The organism is Roseicella frigidaeris (assembly GCF_003258945.1).
In the GTDB taxonomy this organism is placed as follows: Bacteria; Pseudomonadota; Alphaproteobacteria; order Acetobacterales; family Acetobacteraceae; genus Paracraurococcus; species Paracraurococcus frigidaeris.
The window spans coordinates 47,895-71,309 of sequence record NZ_QLIX01000002.1; the positions used below are offsets into that span (position 1 = coordinate 47,895).

General features: G+C 72.9%; 18 protein-coding genes. 10 read left to right on the forward strand and 8 right to left on the reverse strand.

Annotation, left to right across the window (positions count from 1 at the left end):
* Positions 1–250: 250 nt before the first annotated feature.
* Positions 251–568 carry an SCP2 sterol-binding domain-containing protein gene (locus DOO78_RS03135; protein WP_111468286.1) on the reverse strand — a complete coding sequence of 106 codons (318 nt, stop codon included), beginning with the start codon at positions 566–568 and terminating at the stop codon, positions 251–253.
* A gap of 151 nt (positions 569–719) precedes the next feature.
* Between DOO78_RS03135 and DOO78_RS03140 the strand changes: the two genes are divergently transcribed.
* Genes DOO78_RS03140 through DOO78_RS03160 form a run of 5 tightly spaced genes read left to right on the forward strand, consistent with a single transcriptional unit; the run spans position 720 to position 9,039 of the window.
* Entirely contained in the window at positions 720–2,063 is a 1,344-nt protein-coding gene (locus DOO78_RS03140; RefSeq protein WP_165838694.1) for an OmpP1/FadL family transporter, read from the forward strand.
* 17 nt (positions 2,064–2,080) lie between these two features.
* Positions 2,081–3,784, forward strand: a complete 1,704-nt coding sequence (locus DOO78_RS03145; protein ID WP_165838695.1) for a long-chain-fatty-acid--CoA ligase — start codon at positions 2,081–2,083, stop codon at positions 3,782–3,784.
* A gap of 28 nt (positions 3,785–3,812) precedes the next feature.
* Positions 3,813–4,949 carry a thiolase family protein gene (locus tag DOO78_RS03150; RefSeq protein WP_111468289.1) on the forward strand — a complete coding sequence of 379 codons (1,137 nt, stop codon included), beginning with the start codon at positions 3,813–3,815 and terminating at the stop codon, positions 4,947–4,949.
* Positions 4,949–7,255, forward strand: coding sequence for a 3-hydroxyacyl-CoA dehydrogenase/enoyl-CoA hydratase family protein (locus tag DOO78_RS03155; RefSeq protein WP_111468290.1), 2,307 nt, complete (start codon positions 4,949–4,951; stop codon positions 7,253–7,255). Before DOO78_RS03150 ends, DOO78_RS03155 begins: the two co-directional genes overlap by 1 nt.
* Before the next feature lie 5 nt (positions 7,256–7,260).
* Entirely contained in the window at positions 7,261–9,039 is a 1,779-nt protein-coding gene (locus DOO78_RS03160) for an acyl-CoA dehydrogenase C-terminal domain-containing protein (RefSeq protein ID WP_111468291.1), read from the forward strand.
* A 39-nt stretch (positions 9,040–9,078) separates the two neighbouring features.
* On the opposite strand, the gene DOO78_RS03165 is transcribed toward DOO78_RS03160, so the two are convergent.
* From DOO78_RS03165 to DOO78_RS03185, 5 genes are all read right to left on the reverse strand, one after another.
* On the reverse strand, positions 9,079–10,074 hold the full coding sequence (locus DOO78_RS03165; RefSeq protein WP_165838696.1) for an MBL fold metallo-hydrolase: 996 nt from the start codon (positions 10,072–10,074) through the stop codon (positions 9,079–9,081).
* 96 nt (positions 10,075–10,170) lie between these two features.
* Positions 10,171–11,445 (reverse strand): class I SAM-dependent RNA methyltransferase, encoded by a 1,275-nt coding sequence (locus DOO78_RS03170; protein ID WP_111468292.1) that lies wholly within the window; start codon positions 11,443–11,445, stop codon positions 10,171–10,173.
* Positions 11,435–11,866 (reverse strand): DUF2721 domain-containing protein, encoded by a 432-nt coding sequence (locus tag DOO78_RS03175; protein ID WP_111468293.1) that lies wholly within the window; start codon positions 11,864–11,866, stop codon positions 11,435–11,437. Before DOO78_RS03175 ends, DOO78_RS03170 begins: the two co-directional genes overlap by 11 nt.
* 18 nt (positions 11,867–11,884) lie before the next feature.
* Complete coding sequence (locus tag DOO78_RS03180) at positions 11,885–13,147, reverse strand: acyl-CoA dehydrogenase (RefSeq protein WP_111468294.1); 1,263 nt, start codon at positions 13,145–13,147, stop codon at positions 11,885–11,887.
* 163 nt (positions 13,148–13,310) lie between these two features.
* Positions 13,311–15,200: a DEAD/DEAH box helicase gene (locus DOO78_RS03185; protein WP_123060001.1), complete on the reverse strand. Its 1,890-nt coding sequence runs from the start codon at positions 15,198–15,200 to the stop codon at positions 13,311–13,313.
* A 411-nt stretch (positions 15,201–15,611) separates the two neighbouring features.
* Between DOO78_RS03185 and DOO78_RS03190 the strand changes: the two genes are divergently transcribed.
* The 3 genes from DOO78_RS03190 to DOO78_RS27040 all read left to right on the forward strand — a co-directional run bounded on the left by DOO78_RS03190 (position 15,612) and on the right by DOO78_RS27040 (position 18,011).
* A complete protein-coding gene (locus DOO78_RS03190) occupies positions 15,612–16,310 on the forward strand; it encodes an alpha/beta fold hydrolase (protein ID WP_111468295.1) in 699 nt (232 codons plus the stop codon).
* 134 nt (positions 16,311–16,444) lie between these two features.
* Positions 16,445–17,662 (forward strand): ABC transporter substrate-binding protein, encoded by a 1,218-nt coding sequence (locus DOO78_RS03195; protein ID WP_111468296.1) that lies wholly within the window; start codon positions 16,445–16,447, stop codon positions 17,660–17,662.
* A 157-nt stretch (positions 17,663–17,819) separates the two neighbouring features.
* On the forward strand, positions 17,820–18,011 hold the full coding sequence (locus DOO78_RS27040) for a hypothetical protein (RefSeq protein WP_128079992.1): 192 nt from the start codon (positions 17,820–17,822) through the stop codon (positions 18,009–18,011).
* A 73-nt stretch (positions 18,012–18,084) separates the two neighbouring features.
* Here DOO78_RS27040 and DOO78_RS03200 read toward each other — a convergent pair whose 3' ends face one another.
* Positions 18,085–19,596, reverse strand: coding sequence for an aldehyde dehydrogenase family protein (locus DOO78_RS03200; protein WP_111468297.1), 1,512 nt, complete (start codon positions 19,594–19,596; stop codon positions 18,085–18,087).
* 88 nt (positions 19,597–19,684) lie between these two features.
* A complete protein-coding gene (locus DOO78_RS03205; RefSeq protein WP_111468298.1) occupies positions 19,685–20,371 on the reverse strand; it encodes a GntR family transcriptional regulator in 687 nt (228 codons plus the stop codon).
* A 147-nt stretch (positions 20,372–20,518) separates the two neighbouring features.
* On the opposite strand from DOO78_RS03205, the gene DOO78_RS03210 reads away from it, so the two are divergent.
* Positions 20,519–21,997, forward strand: a complete 1,479-nt coding sequence (locus DOO78_RS03210) for a malonyl-CoA decarboxylase (RefSeq protein WP_111468299.1) — start codon at positions 20,519–20,521, stop codon at positions 21,995–21,997.
* Positions 21,998–22,048: 51 nt separating this feature from the next.
* A complete protein-coding gene (locus tag DOO78_RS03215; protein ID WP_111468300.1) occupies positions 22,049–23,374 on the forward strand; it encodes an SLC13 family permease in 1,326 nt (441 codons plus the stop codon).
* Positions 23,375–23,415: the final 41 nt, after the last annotated feature.

Consider the following 23,415-nt stretch of genomic DNA (forward strand, 5'->3'; position numbering starts at 1 on the left):
TTGAAGCACGTCGGCGCCGGGATCGGCGTCCTGATCAAACCTTAGCGCCTCACGAATATGTTATACAATAGTCGATGCGCGCACAGGTTGCTTTTCTCCGGTTTGGTTCGGAAAGCGTATCCGAATTGCCACAGGGGGTCAGCCGACCCTGCGGAGAGTACAGGCCGCTCATTTTCTATCAATGGGAGAATGCCTCGGCCAGGCGCCGACGCCGCCGGCCCTGGGCCACCTCCGGCGCGTGGCGTCGGACTCAGTCCTCGTCGAGGAGGCTGGCAAGCTTCAGCGCTACGCCCTTCGAGCCCTCGATCCGCAATCGCCCGGTCGAGAAGGCGAGCATCGGGCTGAGCCGGCCGGCCATCAGCTTGCCCAGGTTCTCGGCCGACATGCGCAGCACCGTATCCGCCTCCGCCGTGTCGTCCACCTGCTGGATCACGGCCTCGGGCCCGGTCGCATCGAGCAGCACGCTCTCGCCGAGATCGGTGAGGTCGAAGCGCATCCGGTAGCCAAGCTGGCGGAGCAGGGGCGCCCGCTCCTGCATCGCCGCCATCAAGGTCGCTGCATCGGTCATGGGCGTTTTGCCTTCCTTGGCATTCAGTAATATCCTATACAGGCATAGTGTCCCCGTTGCGTCACCCGGATGCCGGGTGGCACGCCCCATCGCCGGCCGAGGGGCGCGAGCAAAGGGCGAAACGAATCGCGTGGGGAGGGCGCCGAGCGGCATGACCAGCACGCGGTCCCCTGGCCTCGCCTCCATCGCCGCCGGCCTCCTCCTCGGCAGCCTGCCCCTGGCCGGCCCTGCCGGCGCCACCGGCTTCGAAGTGCGCGAGCAGAGCGCCATCGGGCAGGGCGCGGCCCAGGCCGGCGTCGCGGCGCGCGACGACGATCCCTCCATGCTGTTCTTCAACCCGGCCTCCATGGCCTCCCTGCCGGGAGTCCAGAGCGCCGTGGTCGGCTCCGGCATCTTCCCCCATGCGGCGATGACGGAGGGCATGGCGAGCCGCAACGCCCTCGTCGGCGGATCGCGCGTCACCGGCAGCCTCGGCGGCGATATCGGCGTCGATGCCTTCCTCCCGGCCGTCTACAACACCGTCCAACTGGCAACGGACTGGCATCTCGGCCTCGGCGTCACCAGCCCCTGGGGACTCATCAGCAAGAGCCCGGAGGACGGCATCGCCCGCTACCATGCGCTCACCTCCACGCTGCGGACGGTGAACATCACGCCGGCCCTGTCCTGGCAGGCCACGCCCAGCCTCGCCCTCGGCGCCGGGCTGCAGGTCCAGTACGCCACCGCGCGCCTCTCGAGCGCCATGGATTTCGGTGCCATCGGCGCGGCGCAGCGGATCCCGGGCTTCGTGCCGGGCGCGCGGGACGGGCGCTCCACCCTCTCGGGCGACGACACGGCGCTCGGCTGGCAGGTCGGCGCGCAATGGCAGCCGCTGCCGGGCACCCGGCTCGGGCTGGCCTTCCGCTCCGCCGTCTTCCACACGCTCGGCGGCGACGCCCTCTTCGAAGGCGTCCCCTCGGCGCTCGCGCCGGCCTTCGCCAAGACCGGCGGCAAGGCGAAGCTGACGACGCCGGAGACGGCGACGCTCGGCCTGCGGCAGCGCCTCGACGACCGCTGGACCCTGCTCGGCGGGCTGGAATGGACCAACTGGTCCCGCTTCCGCGACCTCACCATCAGCTTCGCCAATGGCCGCCCGCCCTCGGTCACCGAGGAGCGCTGGCGGGACAGCGTCTTCGTCTCGCTCGGCGGCGAGTATCGCTGGAGCGAGGCGCTCACGCTGCGCGCCGGCTTCGCCTACGACCAGACGCCGGTGCCGGAGGCCACCCGCACGCCGCGGATCCCGGACAACGACCGCTACTGGCTCTCGGTCGGCGCCAGCTACGAGGTCTGGCGGAACGTCACGCTGAGCGCCGCCTACACCCATATCTTCGCGCCTGGCGCCACGGTGAACCTGCAGGATCCCGGGCCGGGCAACACCAACCTGTTCCGCACCAACCTGGTCGGCACCTACCAGGTCTCCGTCGACATCGTGACCGCCCAGCTCCGCTTCGCCTTCTGACAGGGATGGCCCGCCGCATGGTCATGCATTCCACCGCGGCCTCTCCCCGTTGCCACAGCGCCTATCCGCCCGGCATCGCCTGGGACATGGCGCTGCCGCCGGAGACGCTGGTCGAGATCTTCGAGGCCTCCGCGCGCCGCTTCGCCGACCGTCCCTGCCTCGACTTCCTCGGCCGGCGCTGGCGCTATGCCGAGGTCGGGGCGCTGGTCGAGCGCGCCGCCGCCGGGCTGCAGCGGCTCGGCGCCGGGCCGGGAACCCGCATCGGCCTCTGCCTGCCGAACGGCCCGCACTACGTCATCGCCTTCTTCGCCGCCCTCCGCTGCGGCGCCACGGTGGTGAACTGCAACCCGCTCTACAGCACCGCCGAACTGGCGGCGCAGCTCGCCGATTCCGACACGCGCATCCTGGTCGCGCCCGATCTCGCGCCGATCCTCGGGCGGGTGCTGCGGCTGCGCCAGGACGGCGTGCTGGCGCAGGTGATCGTCTGCCCCTTCGCCGAGGCGCTGCCGCCGCTCAAGGGCCTGCTCTTCCGCACCCTGCGCCGGCGCGCCATCGTCGCGATCCCGGCGTTGCCGGGCCTGCTGCGCTGGGAGGCGCTGCTGCAGGGGCCGCCGCTGACCCAGCCCCGCCCGCGGCCCGAGGATGTCGCCGTGCTGCAATACACCGGCGGCACCACCGGCACGCCCAAGGGGGCCATGCTGACCCATGCCAACCTGGCCGCGAATCTGCGGCAGGTGCAGGCCTGGTCGCCGCAATGCCGCCCCGGCGAGGAGCGCACTCTCGCCGTGCTGCCCTTCTTCCACGTCTTCGCGCTCACCGCGGTGCTCGGCGCCTCGATCGGCTGGGGCGCCGAGCTGGTGATGCTGCCGCGCTTCGAGCCGAAGCAGCTCATCGCCACGCTGCGGCGAAGGCGCCCGACGGTCTTCCACGGCGTGCCGACGCTGTTCCGGGCGGTGATCGAGCAGGGGGCGACGCGCCGGGACCTCGCCTCGGTGCGCATCTGCATCTCGGGCGGCGCGCCGCTGCCGGCCGAGGTGAAGCGGGAATTCGAGGCGCGCAGCGGCTGCCGCCTGGTCGAGGGCTACGGCCTGACCGAGGCCTCGCCGGTCTGCTTCTGCAACCCGCTGGAGGGCGAGGCGCCGGAGGGCAGCATCGGCCTGCCGCTGCCCGGCATCCGGGCCGAGATCCGCGCCCTCGACGACCCGGGCCGTGCCCTGCCGCCGGGCGAGAAGGGCGAGCTCTGCGTCGCCGGGCCGAACGTCATGGCCGGCTACTGGAACCGTCCGGAGGAGACCGCGAACGCCATCGATGCCGGCGGCTTCCTGCACACCGGCGATGTCGGGATCATGGATGCCGCGGGCTACGTCACCCTGGTCGACCGCATCAAGGACCTCATCATCTGCAGCGGCTACAACGTCTATCCGCGCGCCATCGAGGAGGCGCTCTACGCCCATCCGGAGGTGGCCGCGGCGACGGTGGTGGGCCAGCCCGACCCCTATCGGGGCGAGAGCCCGGCCGCCTTCGTGCAACTGCGCCCGGGCAGCGCGTTGACGCCGGAGAGCCTGCGCGCCTTCCTGAAGGACCGTCTCTCGGCGATCGAGATGCCGAAGCTGATCGAGATCCGGGCCGAGTTGCCGCGCACGCCGATCGGCAAGCTCTCCAAGAAGGAGCTGAAGGCGGAACTGCTGCAGCGGGCCGCCGACCGGCCGGGGCGCGGCTGAGACCCGGCGCGGCCGGAGAGGAGCGAGCATGACCGATGTGGTGATCGCGGCCTATCGCCGCTCCCCCTTCCAGCCGGCGCACAAGGGCGCGCTGACCCGGCTGCGGCCGGACGAGATGGCGGCGCAGGTGGTCCGCGCCCTGGTCGATGAGACGGGCATCGACCCCGCCACCATCGAGGATGTGGTGCTCGGCTGCGCCTTCCCCGAGGGCGAGCAGGGGCTGAACGCGGCGAAGCTGGTCGCCTTCATCGCCGGCCTGCCCGAGGGCGTCGCCGGCGCCACGGTGAACCGCTTCTGCGGCTCCTCCATGCAGGCGGTGCACCAGGCGGCGGGCGCCATCCATCTCGGCGCCGGCGAGGCCTTCCTCTGCTGCGGCGTCGAGAGCATGAGCCGCGTGCCGATGATGGGCTTCAACCCGATGCCGCATCCCGGCCTCGCCGCCCGCTATCCCCAGGCCTATGTCTCCATGGGCGAGACGGCGGAGAACGTCGCCCGGCTGCACCAGGTGGGGCGGGCCGAGCAGGAGGCCTTCGCCCTGTCCAGCCACCGCAAGGCCGCGGCGGCGCAACGCGAGGGGCGCCTCGAAGCCGAGATCGTACCCGTGGAGGTGGGCGGCCAGCGCGTCGCGCAGGATGGCTGCATCCGCGCCGATGCCTCGCCCGAGGGGCTCGCCGCGCTGAAGCCGGCCTTCCGCCAGGACGGCACGGTGACCGCCGGCACCGCCTCGCCGCTCACCGATGGCGCCGTGGCGCTGCTGGTCTGCTCGGGCGATTACGCCCGGACGCATGGGCTCGCCCCGCTCGCCCGGGTGCGGAGCATCGCGGTCGCCGGCTGCGGGCCGGAGGTGATGGGCATGGGGCCGGTCGGCGCCACGCGGAAGGCGCTGGCGCGGGCCGGCATCACCGCGCGCGAGCTCGACGTGGTGGAGCTGAACGAGGCCTTCGCCAGCCAGGCTATCGCCTGCCTGCGCGAGCTCGGCCTCGACGAGGCCAAGGTGAACCTCGATGGCGGCGCCATCGCGCTCGGCCATCCGCTGGGCGCCACCGGCGCCCGCATCACCGGCAAGGCGGCGCAGCTCCTGCGGCGCGAGGGCGGGCGCTACGCCCTGGCGACGCAATGCATCGGCGGCGGCCAGGGCATCGCCACCGTGCTGGAGGCGCCGTGATGGACCCGATCCGCCGCGTCGGCGTGATCGGCGCCGGGGTGATGGGCGCGGGCATCGCCGCGCAGGTGGCGAATGCCGGCATCCCGGTGGTGCTGCTCGACATCGTGCCCGGCGCGGCCGAGGCGGCGGTCGCGCGCATGCTGAAGACCGAGCCCGCCCCCTTCATGCACCGGGCGGCGGCGCGGCTGGTCGCCTGCGGCGATCTCGACCGCGACCTGGCGCTGCTCGCCGAGTGCGACTGGATCTGCGAGGCGATCGTCGAGCAGGCCGAGGCCAAGCGCGCCCTCTATGCCCGGCTGCAGCCGGTGCGGCGGCCGGGCGCGATCCTCTCCTCCAACACCTCGACCATCCCGCTCGCGGCCCTGACCGAGGGCATGGCGGCAGAGGCGGCGGCGCAGTTCCTGGTCACGCATTTCTTCAACCCGCCGCGCTACATGCGGCTGCTGGAGCTGGTGCAGGGACCGGCGACGCGGCCGGAGGTGGCGGCGCGCATCGCCGATTTCGCCGATCGCGGCCTCGGCAAGACGGTGATCGCCTGCCGCGACCGGCCCGGCTTCATCGCCAACCGCATCGGCGGCCATTGGCTGCAGAGCGCGGTGAACCATGCGGTCGATCTCGGCCTCACGGTGGAGGAGGCGGATGCCGTGATGGGGCGGCCCTTCGGCATCCCGAAGACCGGCGTCTTCGGCCTGCTCGACCTCGTCGGCCTCGACCTCATGCCGCATGTCGCGGCCAGCATGAAGGCGGCGCTGCCGGCGGACGACCCCTATGTGCGGGCGATGCGCGAGCATCCGGTGATCCTCGGCATGATCGCCGAGGGCCGCACCGGGCGGAAGGGCAAGGGCGGCTTCTATGCGCGCGAGCGCGGCCCGGGCGGCGAGCGGCTGAAGCGCACGGTCGATCTCGCCACCGGCCGCTACCGCGACAGCGAGAAGCCGGTGCTGGAGAGCCTGGCGCTGCGCGACCTGCGGGCGCTCGCCGGGCATCCCGATCGCGGCGGGCGCTATGCCCGCGCCGTGCTGCTCGACCTGCTCGGCTATGCCGCCGCGCTGGTGCCGGAGGTGGCCGAGGGCATCGCTGATGTCGATGCGGCGATGCGCCTTGGCTACAACTGGCGCTACGGACCCTTCGAGCTGATCGACCGGCTCGGCGCCGGCTGGCTGCGGGCGGCGCTGGCCGCGGCGGGGCGGCCGGTGCCGCCGCTGCTCGAGCGGGTGGGGGAGGGCGGCTTCTACCGCGTCGAGGCCGGGCGGCTGGAAGCCTTCGGCCTGGACGGCGCCTATCATCCGGTGCCGCGGCCGGAGGGGGTGCTGCTGCTCGCCGACATCAAGCGCCGCTCGACGCCGCTGGCGCGCAACGGCTCGGCCTCGCTCTGGGAGATCGGCGAGGGCGTCGCCTGCCTCGAATTCCACAGCAAGATGAACGCCCTCGATCCCGGCACGCTGGAGATGCTCGGCACATCCGTGGCGATGGGCAGGAAGGGCGCCTTCCGGGCGCTGGTGATCCACACCGAGGGCGAGCAATTCTCGGTCGGCGCCAATCTCGGCCTCGCCCTCTTCGCCGCCAACATCGCCGCCTGGGGCGAGATCGAGGGGCTGATCGAGCAGGGGCAGAAGGCGATGCGGGCGCTGCGCGACGCGCCCTTCCCGGTGGTCGGCGCCCCCTCCGGCATGGCGCTCGGCGGCGGCTGCGAGATCCTGCTGCATTGCGACGCGGTGCAGGCGCATGCCGAGAGCTATATCGGCCTGGTCGAGGCCGGGGTCGGGCTGATCCCCGGCTGGGGCGGCTGCACCGGCCTGCTGCGCCGCTGGGCCGAGGATCCGCGCGCGCCGCAGGGGCCGATGCCGCCGGTCGCCAAGGCCTTCGAGGCGATCTCGACCGCGCAGGTGGCGAAATCCGCCTTTGAGGCGCGCGAGATGCGGCTGCTGCGCCCGACCGACGGCATCACCTTCAACCGCGACCGGGTGCTGGCGGAGGCCAAGGCGCGCGCCCTGGCCCTGGCCGAGGGCTACGCCCCGCCCCCGGCGCCGGCGCCGCTGCACCTGCCGGGGGCGAGCGGGCGCGTCGCCCTCGGCCTCGCGGTGCGGCAGCAGGCGGCGCTCGGCCGGGCGACGCCGCATGACCTCGTAGTCTGCGACCATCTGGCCGAGACGCTGACCGGCGGCGGCAGGGACCCGGTCGATGCGGTGACCGAGGCCGAGCTGCACGCCCTGGAGCGGCGCAATTTCATGGCGCTGCTGCGCCTGCCGGCGACGCTGGCGCGGGTCGAGCACATGCTCGAGACCGGCCGGCCCCTGCGGAATTAGAGCCGATGCCCCTCTACGACGCGCCGCTGCGCGACATGCGCTTCCTCCTCGACGAGCTGGCCGAGGCCGGCCGGCTGCGCGCGCTGCCGGGCTGCGCGGAGGTCACGCCGGAGCTGACCGGCCCGGTGCTGGAGGAGGCGGCGCGCTTCGCCCGCGAGGTGCTGCTGCCGCTCAACCAGACGGGCGATGCCGAGGGCTGCCGGCTGGAGAACGGCGTGGTGCGCACGCCGGCCGGCTTTCCCGCCGCCTACCGCGCCTTCTGCGAGGGCGGCTGGACGGCGCTCGGCGCCGATCCCGCCTATGGCGGGCAGGGGCTGCCGCGCTCGGTCGGGCTGCTGGTCGAGGAGATGGTCTGCTCGGCCAACATGGCCTTCGGCATGTATCCCGGCCTCTCGCACGGCGCCTACAGCGCCATCGCCAGGCACGGCACGCCCGAGCAGCGGGCGCTCTACCTGCCGAAGCTCGCCAGCGGCCGCTGGTCCGGCACCATGTGCCTCACCGAGCCGCAATGCGGCACCGATCTCGGCCTGATCCGCACCCGGGCGGTGCCGGCCGGCGACGGCAGCCACCGCATCACCGGCGCCAAGATCTTCATCAGCGCCGGCGAGCACGACCTGGCCGAGAACATCGTGCATCTGGTGCTGGCGAAGCTGCCGGACGCGCCGCCCGGCACGCGCGGCATCTCGCTCTTCCTGGTACCGAAATTCCTGCCGACCGAGGATGGCGGTCCGGGGGCGCGCAACGGCGTCGCCTGCACCGGGCTCGAGCACAAGATGGGCATCCGGGCCAGCGCCACCTGCGCGCTCGCCTTCGAGGAGGCGACGGGCTGGCTCGTCGGCCGGCCGCACAAGGGGCTCGCCGCCATGTTCACCATGATGAACGAGGCGCGGCTCGGCGTCGGCGTGCAGGGCCTCGGCATCGCCGAGATCGCCTACCAGAACGCCGCCGCCTATGCGCGCGAGCGGCTGCAGGGCCGCGCCCTCGACGGCACGCGGGCGCCCGAGCGGCCGGCCGACCCGATCCTCGTGCATCCCGACATCCGCCGCATGCTGCTGACCATGCGGGCGATGACCGAGGGCTGCCGGGCGCTCTGCGCCCTCACCGCGCTCGAGCACGACGTCTCGCTGCGCCATCTGGAGCCCGAGGCGCGGCAGGCGGCCGACGATTTCGTGCAGCTGATGACGCCGATCCTCAAGGCGCTCTGCACCGATGCCGGCTGGGAGGCGGCGGTGCTCGGCATGCAGGTCTGGGGCGGCCATGGCTATATCCGCGACAATGCCATGGAGCAGTTCGCCCGCGACGTCCGCATCACCCAGATCTACGAGGGCACCAACGGCATCCAGGCGCTGGACCTGGTCGGCCGCAAGCTCGGCGCGCATGGCGGGCGCTACCTGCGGCGCTTCTTCCACCCGGTGCTCGCCTTCATCGAGGCGCGGCAGGACGATCCGGCGATGGAGCCCTTCCTCCTGCCGCTGGCCAAGGCCTTCGGCCGGCTGCAGCAGGTGACGGCGGAGCTGGCGCAGCGCGGCTTGCGCGACCCCTTCGAGGCCGGCGCCGGGGCGAGCGACTATCTCCGCCTCTTCGGCCTCACCGCGCTGGCCTATGCCTGGGCGCGCATGGCCGAGCTCGCGCTGCCGCGGGCCGGGGAGGAGGCCTTCTACCGCGCCAAGCTGGCGACGGCGCGCTTCTTCATGCAGCGCATCCTGCCCGAGACCTCCTCGCTCGCGACCAAGGTGCTGGCCGGCGGCTCGAGCCTCCGAGAGTTCGCCGACGCGGATTTCTGAAACCCGGCGCAGGACGGTGAAGCCGTCCCGCGCTCCCTATCACAAGGCGCTCGACCAGTCGGCCGGCACGAAGCGGTAGCCCGCGCCCTCCTTCGCCAGATAGCCATTGGCCGGGAAGGGGAAGTGGTAGCCGGTGATGCGGACGCGGTCGGCGGCGATGCGGTCGAAGAGGCGGCGGCGCGTGGCCTCGGCGAGATCGGCGTCGAAGTCGAAGACCGCGTGGAAATCCGGCCGCCGGGCGAAGATCTCGGGCCGGTTGGTAGTGTCGGCGACGAAGATCATCTCCGCCGCGCCATCGGCGACGTGATAGGCGGTGTGCCCCGGCGTGTGGCCGGGCGCGGCGATGGCGCGCAGGCCCGGGATCACCTCGGCGCCCTCCGCCACCTGCCGGATGCGCCCCTCATAGGGGGCGAAGCAGCGGGCGGTGTTGGCGAAGGTGGCGCGCTGCCCCTCCGGGCTGCGGCTCTCATTGCCGCGGTCGCGCCACCAGGCCCATTCCGCGGCGGGCACCACCACCTCGGCATTCGGGAAGGCGCGGCCGCCCTCGGCATTCAGCAGGCCGTTGATGTGGTCGGCATGGAAATGGCTGTGGACGACGAGATCGACCTTCGCCGGATCGATCCCGGCGGCGCGCATCGTCTCCGGCAGGCGGCCCAGCGTCGCGCCGGGCGGCGTCACGCCATTGCCGGTGTCGAAGGCGACGAGCTGCCGGCCGGTATCGAGGAAGGTGACGGTGAAGGGGATGCGGTAGCGCTCGGTCGGCAGGAAGCTCTCGGCGAGCAGCGCCTGCACCGCCTCGAGCGGCGCGTTGCGCACGAAGCCCTGCAGCGGGATGTCGCGGAAGCCGTCATGCACCGTCGTCACGGTGAAGCCGCCGAGCCGGAAGCGGTAGAAGCCGGGGGCCGGTGTTGGGGCCGTCCCCGGGCCAGGACCGGCCGCCGCCTGCGCCAGGGCCGGTCGGGGGAGCAGGGCCGGCGCGGCGAGCAGGGCAGGCAGGCTCGCCATCGCCATCCGGCGACGCAGCGGCTGATGCATGGGACGTTCCTCGAATGCCGTTGCCGCCATGAAGGACCGGGCCGCCGCCGGGTGCAAGCGCGATACAGGGAAGGCTCTGACTCGTAGTTAAGAGCTTCAGCGGCCGAGGACGACCACGCTCTCCAGATGCGGCGACCAGAGGAACTGGTCCACCGGGGTCGCGGCCAGCACGCCGTAGCCGGCCCGGGCCAGGGGCTGCAGGTCGCGCGCCAGGGCCGCCGGGTTGCAGGAGACATAGATGATCCGCGGCACGCCGGCGCGGGCGAGCAGCGGGATCTGCGCCGCGGCGCCGGCATAGGGCGGGTCGAGCACCACCGCGGCGAAGCCCTGCAGCTCCTTCGCCGTCAGCGGCTGCCGGTCGAGGTCGCGCCGCACCGCCTGCACCCGGGCGCCGGCCTTGCCGGCGGCGGCGGCGAGGGCGGCGACCGAGTCCAGCGCGCCCTCGAAAGCGGTGACGCGCGCGCGCGCCGCGAGCGGGAAGGTGAGGGTGCCGTTCCCGGCGAAGAGATCGGCGAGGGCGGCGCGGGCCGGCAGCCGCTCCGGCAGCCCGGCGAGGACCGCGGCGAGGATGGCCGCCTCGCCGGCCGGGCTCGCCTGCAGGAAGGCGCCGGGCGGCGGCGCCACCATCACCCCGCCGAAGCGGATGCCGACCGGCCCGAGCTGCACCGCCGTCTCGGCCGGGCCGCTCCCCGCCGCCCAGGCGATGCGCGGCAGCCCATGGTCCGCGGCGAAGCCGGCCAGCAGCGCCCGGCCGGGCGCCTCAAGCGGCCCATCGGTGCGCAGCAGCAGGTCCGGGCCGGTCTCCAGCAGGTTCAGCACCGCCGATCCCTCGCGTCGCAGCGCCGGCAGGCGCCGCAGCACCTCCCGCAGGGAACCGAAGAGGGCGACGAGGTGCGGGTCGAGCACGCAGCAGGTGGCAAGATCCACCACCTGCCGGCTGCCGGCGGCGTGGAAGCCGAGCGTGACGCCCGCCGGGCCGCGGCGCAGCGCCAGATCGGCCCGGCGCCGGGTGGCGGGCGGCGTCCGGGCCAGCGCCGCGACCGGCGCCCCGGGGAAGCCGGCGCGGGCGAGGGCGGCCACCAGCGTTGCGCGCTTCCAGGCGGCATAGGGGGCGTCCGCCAGATGCTGCACCGCGCAGCCGCCGCAGCGGCCGAAATGCGGGCAGGGCGGCGCCACGCGGTCCGGGGAGGGGTCGAGGACGGCATCGACCTCGGCCAGCCAGGCCTCGCCGCGCCGCCCGGCGAGCCGGGCCGCCACCCTTTCGCCCGGCAGCGCCCCGGGCAGGAAGACGGTGCGCCCCTCCTGCCGGGCGATGCCATCCCCGGCGGCGCCGAGCGCCTCGACGGCGAGGGGCAGCGGCTCAGTCGTCATGGCCGAGGGGCAGGTGGTGCGAGGCGAGGCGGATCTCCCGCAGGAAGAGGCCGAGGGCGCCGATCATCGCCAGCATGGCGGCGACCAGGAGCAGGCCGAGCAGCCAGGCGACGCGCAGCCCGAGGAAGATGCCGCTGAAGGAGATGACGATCAGCGAGCAGAGCAGGATCGCGGCCAGCACGCAGCCGCCGATCGCGGCATGCGCGGCCCGGGCGCGCTGCCCCAGCCGCCGGCCCTCGCCGGGCAGGGCAAGGCTGGCATCGCGGCGGATCGACCGCTCCCGGTCGATGACCCGGGCCAGCCGGCCCGCCAGGACGTTCAGCAGGCTGAAGATCCCGGTGAGCAGGAAGGCCGGCGCGATCGCAAGCTGGATCGCGCGCTCGAGCTCCGCGACATCCGCCATGCCGAAGGCGCTGGGCATGGCGGATGGTCCCGCGCCTCAGCCGCCGAAGGCGTTCAGCCCGGTGATGGCCCGGCCGAGGATCAGCGCATGCACGTCATGCGTGCCCTCGTAGGTGTTGACCGTCTCGAGGTTCATGACGTGGCGGATGACGTGGTACTCGTCGACGATGCCGTTGCCGCCATGCATGTCGCGGGCGACGCGGGCGATGTCGAGCGCCTTGCCGCAATTGTTGCGCTTGACCAGGCTGATCATCTCCGGCGCCGCCTTGTCCTCGTCGAACAGCCGGCCGACGCGCAGCACGGCGTGCAGGCCGAGCGTGATCTCGGTCTGCATGTCGGCGAGCTTCTTCTGGATGAGCTGCGTCTGGGCCAGCGGCCGGCCGAACATCTTGCGCTGCATCGTGTAGTCGCGCGCCCGGTGCCAGCAATCCTCGGCCGCGCCGAGGGCGCCCCAGGCGATGCCGTAGCGGGCGCGGTTGAGGCAGGAGAAGGGGCCGGCGAGGGACTTCACCCCCGGCAGCCGGTTCTCCTCCGGCACGAAGACCTCGTCCATCATGATCATGCCGGTGACGGAGGCGCGCAGGCTGAACTTGCCCTCGATCTTCGGGAAGGAGAGGCCCTTCATGCCGCGCTCGAGGATGAAGCCGCGCAGGATGCCCTCGTCGTCCTTCGCCCAGACCACGGCGACATCGGCGATCGGCGCGTTGGTGATCCAGGTCTTGGAGCCGGAGAGCAGGTAGCCGCCATCCGTCTTCTTCGCCCGCGTCCGCATGGAGGAGGGATCGGAGCCGGCATCGGGCTCGGTCAGGCCGAAGCAGCCGACGAACTCGCCGCTGCGCAGCTTCGGCAGGAACTTCTCCTTCTGCGCCTCGGAGCCGAAGGCGTAGATCGGGTACATCACCAGCGAGGACTGCACCGAGAAGGCGCTGCGGTAGCCGCTATCGACGCGCTCCACCTCGCGCGCCATCAGCCCGTAGGAGACGTAGTTGATCCCGGCGCAGCCATAGCCGTGCAGCGTGGCGCCGAGGAAGCCCATCTCGCCGAACTCGTTCATGATCTCGCGGTGGAAATGCTCCTTGCGGAACGCCTCCTGCACGCGCGGCAGCAGCTTCTCCTGGCAGAACTGATAGGCGGCGTCGCGGACCATCCGCTCATCCTCGGTCAGCGCGCCCTCGAGCAGCAGCGGGTCCTCCCAGACGAAGGCCGGGGTGGAACGACGGACCGTGGGGCTCTTCGGCGCGACGACGGCGGTGTCGGACGCACCCGAGGAGGGGATGGCGACGGGGTTGGCGAGGCTCATGGCGATCTCCTCGGATGCCCTTGGCGGGCTTGCGGATGGGCGCAATCTGGCGCGCCGGCGAACGGCCTGCAACCAGGGCGCGGAGGGGTCCCGGCGCCCGACGGGGCGCCGGCAGGCGGCGAGAGGACCGACGCCGCCGCGGCGCGGCGGCGCGGGCCCCGGCTCAGGCCGCTTCCTGCTCCTGCTCGGTCGCGGCGTCGCGGCGCGGGCGGGGGATCGGGATCAGCATGAAGGCCGGCACGGCATCGCCGAAGCCGCGCACCGCGGGGCCGAGATCGTCGCGATCCCGCCGCCGGTAGTCGTCCCGGTCGCGGCGCCGGTCATCGCGCGGGGCATAGCCGCGCTCCCGCTCGAAGCGCTCCGGCCGGTCCTGCTCGGGCCGCGCGGCGCGCTCGCGGCCGGCGCCGCGGTCGCGCTGCTCGGCGGGCTCGTTCCGGTCGCGGCTGCCGCGCTCGCTCCGGCCACGGTCGGGGCGCTCGCCCCGGTCCCGCTCGCCCGCCTCGGCCCGGACCCGATCGCCACGCTCCGGCCGATCCCTGTCGCTGCGCTCGGGCCTGTCCCTGTCGCTGCGCTCCGGCCGATCCCGGTCGCTACGCTCCGGCCGATCCCGGTCGCTGCGCTCAGGCCTCTCACGATCGCCGCGCTGCTCCGGCCGATCCCGATCGCCGCGCTCGGGTCTGTCCCTATCGCTCCGCTCGGGCCTGTCGCTGCGCTCCGGCCGCCCCCGCCCGCCGCGGTCACGGTCGCGCTCGCGGCCCCGGCCGGCATCGCGGCCGCCGCGGCCACGGCCCTTCGGCCGCGCCGCCGCCTCGGCGATCTCCTCGTTGCTCACCGGATCGAGTCCCTCGATCTCGATGCGCGGGATCGGCATGCCCGTCAACTTCTCGATCGCGGCGACGTTGCGGGCATCGTCCACGGTGGCGATCGTATAGGCATGGCCCTGTCGCCCGGCGCGGCCGGTGCGGCCGATGCGGTGGACATAGTCCTCGTCGCGGAAGGGCACGTCGAAATTGAAGACGTGGCTGAGCCCGCCGATATCGATGCCGCGCGCCGCGACATCCGAGCAGACCAGGAGCTGCAGCTCGCCCGCCTTGAAGCGGTTCAGCGTGGCGAAGCGGCTCGGCTGGTCCATGTCGCCATGCAGGGCGCCGACCGAGAAGCCGTGCCGCTTCAGCGACTTGTAGAGGATGTCCACCTCGATCTTCTTGTTGCAGAAGATCAGCGCGTTCTGCACGTCCTCGCGCCGGATCAGCCGGCGCAGCGCCTCGCGCTTGTCGAGCTCGCGGGTCCAGAGCAGGCCCGCGGTGATCGTCGTCGCCACGCTCGCCGGCGCGGAGACGCTGATCTCCTTCGGGTTCTGCAGGAAGGCATCGGCGAGCTTGCGGATCTCGGGCGCCATGGTGGCCGAGAAGAACAGCGTCTGCCGCATCCCCGGCAGCAGCGAGACGATGCGCTCGACATCGGGGATGAAGCCCATGTCCAGCATCCGGTCGGCCTCGTCGATGACGAGCACCTTGCAATCGGCCAGCAGGATGCGGCCGCGGTCGAACAGGTCGAGCAGCCGGCCCGGGGTCGCGATCAGCACGTCGACGCCCTTCTCGAGCACCGCGCGCTGGTCGTTCATGCTCTCGCCGCCGATCAGCAGGGCATGCACCAAGTTCAGGTGCTTGCCGTACTTCACGAAATTCTCGGCCACCTGCAGCGCCAGCTCGCGCGTCGGCTCGAGGATCAGGCTGCGCGGCATGCGCGCCTTGGCCCGGCCGCTGGCCAGGATGTCGAGCATCGGCAGGGTGAAGCCGGCGGTCTTGCCGGTGCCGGTCTGGGCGCAGCCGAGCACGTCGCGGCCCATCAGCACGACCGGGATGGCCTGCTCCTGGATCGGCGTCGGGGTCACGTAGCCGGCCTCGGCCACCGCCCGCAGGATCGGCTCGGACAGGCCGAGATCGGTGAAGGTGACGCGCGGCGCGGCGGGCTCCTCGCCCTCCGCCTCGCCATCATCCTCCTCCTCATCGGTGGCCGCGACGGCTTCGTCGTCCTCCGCCTCGGCCCTCATGGGCTCCGCCGGGGCGTCTTCGGCCACGGCATCCGGCGCGGCCGGTTCGGCCGCCGCGGGGGGCGCCTCGGCGGACGGGGCAGGCCCAGCCTCGGCCGGGGCGCCCTCGGCCGGGTCGGCCATGTGGTGCGGGAGGTCGGCTGCCGCCTCGGCGGGCCGGTCAGGGGTATCGGTCAAGTGCGATCGGTTCCTTCGCCGGGACGGCGACGGCAAGGCGGCCTTTCCGCCAGCACAGAGGCTGCAGCGCAAGGCCGAAAACCGACGCCCGGCGTGCCGAATTGCAGGGCCGCCGTTCCAGGTCCGGCCGCCATATGCGCTCTCGGGGGCGGGAAATCAAGCGTTGCAGGCGATTGCCGCTGCGGCGGTTGCGGGCGATTGTCGCCCCGGCCGGCCGGCAGTATGCGAGGGGCCATGCCCGAGGCCGTTCCGCTGCTGCTCCTGCCCGGCCTGCTCTGCGATGCCAGGCTCTGGCGAGACCAGGTCGCCGGCCTCGCCGGCCTGGCCGCCTGCAGCATCGCCGACACGCTCCAGGATGACAGCCTGGGCGCCATGGCGGCCCGGGCGCTGGCCGCCGCGCCGCCGCGCTTCGCGCTCGCCGGCCTCTCCATGGGCGGCTACCTCGCCTTCGAGATCCTGCGCCAGGCGCCCGGGCGGGTCAGCCGGCTGGCGCTGCTCGACACCTCCGCCCGGCCCGACGATGCGCAGCAGGCGCGCCGCCGCCGCGGCCTGATGGCGCTCACCCGCTCCGGCCAGTTCCGCGGCGTGACGCCGCGGCTGCTGCCGCAGCTCGTGCATCCGGATCGGCTGGCCGGCCCGGTCGGGCAGGAGGTCATGGCCATGGCCGAGCGGGTCGGCCGGGACGCCTTCCTGCGGCAGCAGGCGGCCATCCTCGGCCGGCCGGACAGCCGCCCGGACCTGCCCGGCATCCGGGTGCCGACGCTGGTGGCGGTGGGGGAGGCGGATCTGCTGACGCCGCCGGCCCTGGCCGAGGAGATCGCCGCCGGGATCGCCGGCGCCCGGCTGCACCGCATCCCCGGCTGCGGCCACCTGCCGCCGCTGGAGGAGCCCGGCCTGGTGACGGCGCTGCTGCGGGACTGGCTGTTGGCCTGATCTCCCTGGCCTGATCCCTTTGGCCTGATCCCCTCAACCCGACGGCCGCTCCGGCCAAGGCCGGGGCGGTGGCCCCTGGGGTTTCGGTCCGCCCGCCTCCTGGGGCATCGTCCTGCCCCGGAGGAACCAACATCATGTCCAGGATCGAACGACGCGCCCTGCTCGCGGGCGCCACGGCGCTGCCCCTCGCCAGGCCCGGCCTGCTGCGGGCACAGGCCCGGGGGCCGGTGCAGATCGGGCTGTTGAGCGACATGAGCGGCCCCTTCCGCGATGTCGGCGGGCCGGGCAACCGGGTGGCGGCGGAGCTGGCGGTGCAGGATTTCGGCGGCAGCCTTCTCGGCCGGCCGATCACCGTCCGCCAGGCGGATGGGCAGAACCGCGCCGATGTCTCGGCGGCGCTGGCGCGGGAATGGATCGACAGCCTCGGCGTCGATGTCCTGGCCGATGGCGCCGCCAGCAGCTCCGGCCTCGCCATCCAGGAGGTCTGCCGCGAGAAGAAGCGGATCTACATTATCACCGGCCCCGCCACCTCTGACATGACCGGGGCGAAGTGCTCGCCCTATGGCATGCATTTCGGCTTCGACACCTATGCGCTGGCCCATGGCACCGGCACGGCGCTGACCCGCTCGGGCGGCGACAGCTGGTACTTCATCACCTCCGACTATGCCTTCGGCCATGCGCTGGAACGCGACACCATGGCCGCCGTCCGCGCCGCCGGCGGCAAGGTGCTCGGCGCGGTGCGGGCGCCGCTGAACAACGCCGATTTCTCCAGCTTCCTGATCCAGGCCCGCGCCTCGGGGGCCAAGGTGGTGGGCTTCGCGCTCGCCGGGATCGACCTGCAGAACTGCATCAAGCAGGCGGCGGAGTTCGGCCTGACGCGCGGCGGCGCGCGCATCGCCACGCTGCTGGTGCAGGTCACGGACATCGTCGCGCTCGGCCAGAAGACCTGCGAGGGCATGGTGCTGACCGACAGCTTCTACTGGGACCTGAACGACGCGACCCGGGCCTGGGCGAAGCGCTACATGGCGCGGATGACGACCCCGCCCGGGCTGCAGCACGCGGCGATGTACACCGGCGTGACGCACTGGCTGAAGGCGGCGCGCGAGGTCGGCGGCACCGATGCCGACGCCGTCGCCGCGGCGATGAAGGCGATGCCGGTCAACGACATGTACAATGCGGATGTGCGCATCCGCGAGGATGGCCGGACGCTGCACCGCATGTATCTCTGGCAGATCAAGCCGGAGGCGGAGGCGCGCCATCCCTACGACTACTGCAAGCTCATCACCTCGATCGCGCCGGAGGAGGCCTGGCGGCCGCTGCGCGAGGGGGGCTGCCCGCTGATTCGCGGCTAAGGCGTGCCCCATGCGATCCAACGCCGCGCCGGACCATGGTCCGTGAACCGGCGTGAGCGGATCGTGGCCTAAACCGGCGGGAGCCAGCCGACGGCTCGCGCGTTAAGACCGGCCCGGTCCCTCGGGACCGCCTGCAGCCAGAAGGAGGCATGATCGGATGGATGGCAGGGACCTTCGACGGCGCATGGGCTGGATGCGGGCCGAGGCCGCGGCCCGCCGCCAGGCGGCGCCGCTGCGGCAACGCCAGCCGCAGCTCGCGCCGGTGACCGCCGAGGATTGCGTCAGGCTCGGCCGCGAGCCGGAGCGGCGGCTGGAGCCGCTGCGCCGGGGCACCGAGGCGCGGCGCTGAGAGCCGCTCCGCCGCATCCGCCCCATGCTGCGGACGCGGCGGGCACCCGCCTTTGGGCTGAGGCCGCCTGGCCTCAGCCCATGTTCACCATGATGGTTTTCTTGTGCGTGAAATGCTCGAGCATCGCCTCGAGCGAGGCCTCCTTGCCGAGGCCGCTGCTCTTCACCCCGCCATAGGACAGGTTGGCCTGGACAACGAGGTTCTGGTTGATCTGCACCAACCCGGCCTCCAGCCGGTGCGCCAGGTCCAGCCCGACCTTCAGGTTGTTGGTCCAGAGGCTGGCGGCGAGGCCGTATTCGCTGTCATTCGCCTCCTCCAGCACCGCCTCGGCCTCGTCGAAGGGCGCGATGACGGTGACCGGGCCGAAGATCTCCTCGCGCACCAGCCGGCTGTCCCGCGGCAGGCCGGTGAAGATCACGGGCTGGATGAACAGCCCCTTCCGCAGCCCCTGGTCCTTCGGCATGGCGCTGCAGACATGCGCGACGGCGCCCGGCGTGTTGCGGCCCTCCTCGATGAAGGCGCGGACCTTCTCGAGCTGGCCCTCGGAGACGATGGTGCCGATATCGGTCTTCTCGTCCAGCGGGTCGCCCATCACCATCGCATCCACCGCGGCCTTCATCGCCGCGACGAAGCGGTCGAAGATCGGCCGCTCGACATAGATGCGCGAGGCGGCGGTGCAGCTCTGCCCCTGGCGGGTGAAGCGCATGGAGGTGAGGGCGCCGCTCACCGTCTTCTCGAAGTCGCAATCCTGGAAGACGATCATCGGCGACTTGCCGCCGAGCTCGAGCGTCACCGGCACCAGCTTCTCGGCCGCCGCCCGGGCCACGATCTTCCCCGTCTCGACCGAGCCGGTGAAGGTGACCTTGCGCACCTTCGGGTGCTCGACCAGCGGCGCGCCGCAGTCCCGCCCGAAGCCGGAGAGCATGTTGAAGCAGCCCGGCGGCAGCACGCGGTTCATCAGCTCGCAGATGCGCAGCACGGCGAGCGGCGCCTCCTCGGCGCTCTTGACCACCACGGTGTTGCCGGCCACCAGCGCCGGCGCCACCTTCAGCGCCATCAGCAGCATCGGCACGTTCCAGGGGATGATGGCGCCGACCACGCCGAGCGGCTCGCGCACCGTCACGCTGAGGACGTTCGGCGCGAAGGGCACGCTCTCGCCCTTCAGCTCGGAGCCGAGGCCGCCGAAGAACTCCAGGATGTCGGCGACGGTGCCGGCCTCGACCCGGCTCTCGGTGCGCAGCGCCTTGCCGGTCTCGAGGGCGATGAGCCGCGCCAGCTCCTCCTGGTGCTCGCGCAGCAGCGCGGCGCATTGGTGAACCAGCGCGCCGCGCTTGCGGGCGGGCATCTTGGCCCAGGCCTTCTGCGCCCGCGCCGCGCTCTGCACCGCGGCGTCGACATCCTCGGCATCGCCCTCGGCGGCGTGCGCCACCGCCTCGCCGGTCGCCGGGTTCACCACCGCGAAGCTGCGGCCGTTGCGGCCGGGCACGTAGCCGCCATCGATGAAGTGGAAGCCCGACAGCGCCCTAGCCAGGGCGAAGGGGTCGAGGCTGGGCGCGGCGGGGGTCGGGTGCGGGCGATCGAGCATGGGCGTGGCCTCCGAAATCGGCGGGACCATGACGCCGGGGCCCAAGCAGGGCAAGGCGGCCGGGCAAGGCGGCCGGCGCCGCGCCGCCTCAGCCCGGCATGCGCAGCGTGCTCGCCAGGCTCGCGCCGGCGGTCAGCATATGCGCCCGCATCTCCTGCCCGGCCGCCTCGCCATCGCCGCGCAGCACCGCCCGCAGCACGGCGCCATGCTCGGCGAAGGAGCGGCGGAGCCGGTCCTCGCCATGGAATTGCGCCCGGCGGAAGGGGGCGAGGCGCAGCCGCAGCGCCTGCACATGCTCGACGAGGAAGCGGTTGTGCGTGCAGCGATAGAGGGCGGAATGGAATTCCCGGTTCAGCGCGTCATAGGCCGGCACCTCCCCGGCGGCAGCGGCGGCGGCCGAGCGCTCGTGCAGCGATTGCAGGGCGAAGCGCTCCGGCGCGGTCATGCGGTGGGTGGCGAGGCGGGCGCACATCGCCTCGGTCTCGGCCATCACCTCGAACATCTCGCCGAGCCGCTCCAGCGTCAGGGCCGCGACGCGCACCCCCCGCCGCGGCTCGATCTCGACCAGCCCGGCCGCCGCCAGCTCGCGCAGGGCCTCGCGCACCGGGGTGCGGGAGGCGCCGAAGCGCAGGGCGGCCTGCTGCTCGTCGATCTCGGCCCCGGGCGGCAGGCGGCCGGCGATGATCTCCTCGGCCAGCGCGGTGCGGATCCCCTCGCTCAGCGTGGCCGGCGCCGGGGCGGCGCCCGGCGCGGGGTCGGGGTGGTGGCGCGTCATGGCTGCGGCGTTTCCCTCCGCGGCCGGCCGGCGCCACGGGAATTGTTGATATGCATTAGGGGCGATGCACGGGCCTTGTGCATACTGAAATCCTATGAAACAAAGTTTCTGAATACCAGCACCGGGGCGCTGCCCCAGGGAGACCCCATGCCGGACACCGCGACGCAGGTCTCGCCCCCCACCGGCCTCTCCGGCACGCGGGGCTGGCTGGAGCGGCTCTGGTCGAGCATCGCCGATCGCGGCAGGGCCTATGCCGACGTGCCCTCGGCCGGCCTGCCGCCGCTGGAGCGCGCCCAGCGCCTGGCCCGCGCCATCCTTTCGGAGCGCGGCGAGGCCTCCGGCGCCGCCGTCGCGCGGGAGTTGCACGACAGCCTCAACGCCCTGGCCGGCGAGGACCGCCTGGCCTTCTTCCGCTTCCTCGCCGAGGGCTTCGCGCCGGAGCCGGCGAAGCTGCGCAAGGCGGCCGAGGCCTGGCTGGCCGAGCCGGGCACCGAGACGGCGGCGCGCCTCGCCGATGCCGCCGAGCCGCCGCGGCAGGAGTTGCTGCGGCGCATGAACCTCGCCCCGGGCGGCACCGCGGCGCTGGTGAAGCTGCGCGAGGAGCTCACCGCCCTTCTGCGCGGCGAGCCGGTGCTGAAGGTGCTGGACAGCGACCTCCGCCACCTCTTCGCCTCCTGGTTCAACCGGGGCTTCCTCGAGCTGCGCCGGATCGACTGGCAGACCCCGGCGGCGGTGCTGGAGAAGCTGATCCGCTACGAGGCGGTGCACGAGATCCAGGGCTGGGACGACCTGCGGCGGCGGCTGGAAGGGGACCGGCGCTGCTTCGCCTTCTTCCACCCCGCCCTGCCGGGCGAGCCGCTGATCTTCGTCGAGGTGGCGCTGGTCGCCGGCATGGCCGAGGCGGTGCAGCCGCTGCTGGCGCGCGACCAGCGGCCCGCCAGCCCGAAATCGGCGGATACCGCCATCTTCTACTCCATCTCCAACTGCCAGGAGGGGCTGCGCGGCATCTCCTTCGGCAATTTCCTCATCAAGCAGGTGGTCGAGGAGCTGAAGGGCGAGCTGCCGCAGCTCAGCCGCTTCGCCACCCTCTCGCCGGTGCCCGGCTTCCGCCGCTGGCTCGACCGCCAGCTCGCCAGCCCGCCGGAGGGCGGGATCTTCAACGCCGAGGAGGCGGCGGCGCTCGGCGGCGAGGACCCGGTGCAGGGCTTCAAGGCCATGACCGAGGGCGAGTGGTGGCTGGATGCGGCGCGCGCTGAGGCGTTGCGGCGGCCGCTGCTGCGGCTGGCCGCCGGCTACCTCACCCGGCCGAACAGCGGCGGCGCGGCCATCGACCCGGTCGCGCGCTTCCATCTCGGCAACGGCGCCCGGCTGGAGCGCGTCAACTGGCTCGGCAACACCAGCGCCCGCGGCATGCGCGAGAGCTATGGCGTGATGGTGAACTACCTCTACGATCCGGAGGCGATCGAGGCGAACCACGAGGCCTTCGTGCATTCCGGCCAGGTGGTGCGCTCGGCCGGCGTCGACGGGCTGCTGCAACTGCCGCGCACCGCCCCCCAGGGTGGGTCGCGCTACGGTCTGTCGCGGCTGCTGGGCGGCGAGGAGAAGGCGGGCGGCAAGCCGGGCTGATCCGGCCCCACCCGATGGGTTGAGACGTTCGGGGAAGGAAACGCGTCAACAATGTCGCCGCAGACGGCCTCCATCCTGGGGCTGGTCGTGATGTTCGTCGTCGCGACCGCCCTGCCCATCAACATGGGCGCGCTGGCCCTCGCCATGGCCTTCCTGGTCGGGACGCTCTTCGTCGGGATGTCCTCGGCGGCGATCATCGGCGGCTTCCCCGGCGACCTCTTCGTCACCCTGGTCGGCATCACCTACCTCTTCGCCATCGCGCAGAAGAACGGCACCATCGACTGGCTGGTGCACCAGGCGGTCCGCGCCGTGCGCGGGCGGATCGCCGCCATCCCCTGGATCATGTTCGCGGTCGCCGCGGCGCTGACCGCGGTCGGCGCCGTCTCCCCCGCCGCCTGCGCCATCCTGGCGCCCATCGCCCTGCAATTCGCCAAGGCCTACGGCATCAGCCCGCTGCTGATGGGGCTGCTGGTGATCCATGGCGCCCAGGGCGGCGGCTTCTCGCCGATCAGCATCTATGGCGGCATCACCAACCAGATCGTCGCCCGCTCCGGCCTGCCGGTCTCCGAGACCTCGCTCTTCCTGGCCAGCCTCGGCTACAACCTGCTCTGCGCCGTCGGCGTCTTCCTCGCCTTCGGCGGCCGGCAATTGCTGCACCGGCGCGCCGCGGCCGACGGCGTGACCGGCGACGAGCACGGGCCCGCCGGAATCCCGATGTCCGGCCATGGCACCTCGGCCGATGCCAGCCTCGCGCTGCCGGCGCATCCGGCGGCGGCGCGGCTCGACCCGCAGCAGCTGGCGACGCTGGCCGGGCTGGCGGCGCTCGCGGTCGGCGCGCTGGTCTTCAACCTCAATGTCGGCCTGGTGGCGGTGACCGTCGCGGTCATCCTCACCCTGCTGGCGCCGGCCGAGCAGAAGGGGGCGGTGGACAAGATCGGCTGGTCCACCATCCTGCTGGTCGGCGGCGTCGTCACCTATGTCGGCGTGCTGCAGAAATCGGGCGCCATCGACAGCGTCGGGCAGGGGGTGTCGGGGATGGGGGCGCCGCTGCTGGCCGCCCTGCTGCTCTGCTACATCGGCGGCGTGGTCTCGGCCTTCGCCTCCTCGGTCGGCGTGCTCGGCGCCATCATCCCGCTGGCGGTGCCCTTCCTGCAGCACGGCGAGATCGGCACGGCGGGCATGATCGCGGCGCTGGCGGTCTCCTCGACCGTGGTCGATGTCTCGCCCTTCTCGACCAACGGCGCCCTGGTGGTCGCCAATGCCCAGCCCGAGGAGCGCGACAGCGTCTACCGCCGCTTCCTGATCTACAGCATCCTGGTGGTGCTGGCGGGGCCGCTGCTCGCCTGGCTGATCTTCATCGTGCCGGGGTGGATGTAGCCCGCCGGGCGGCCCCCTCCGCCCGACAGCCCCTGGACCAT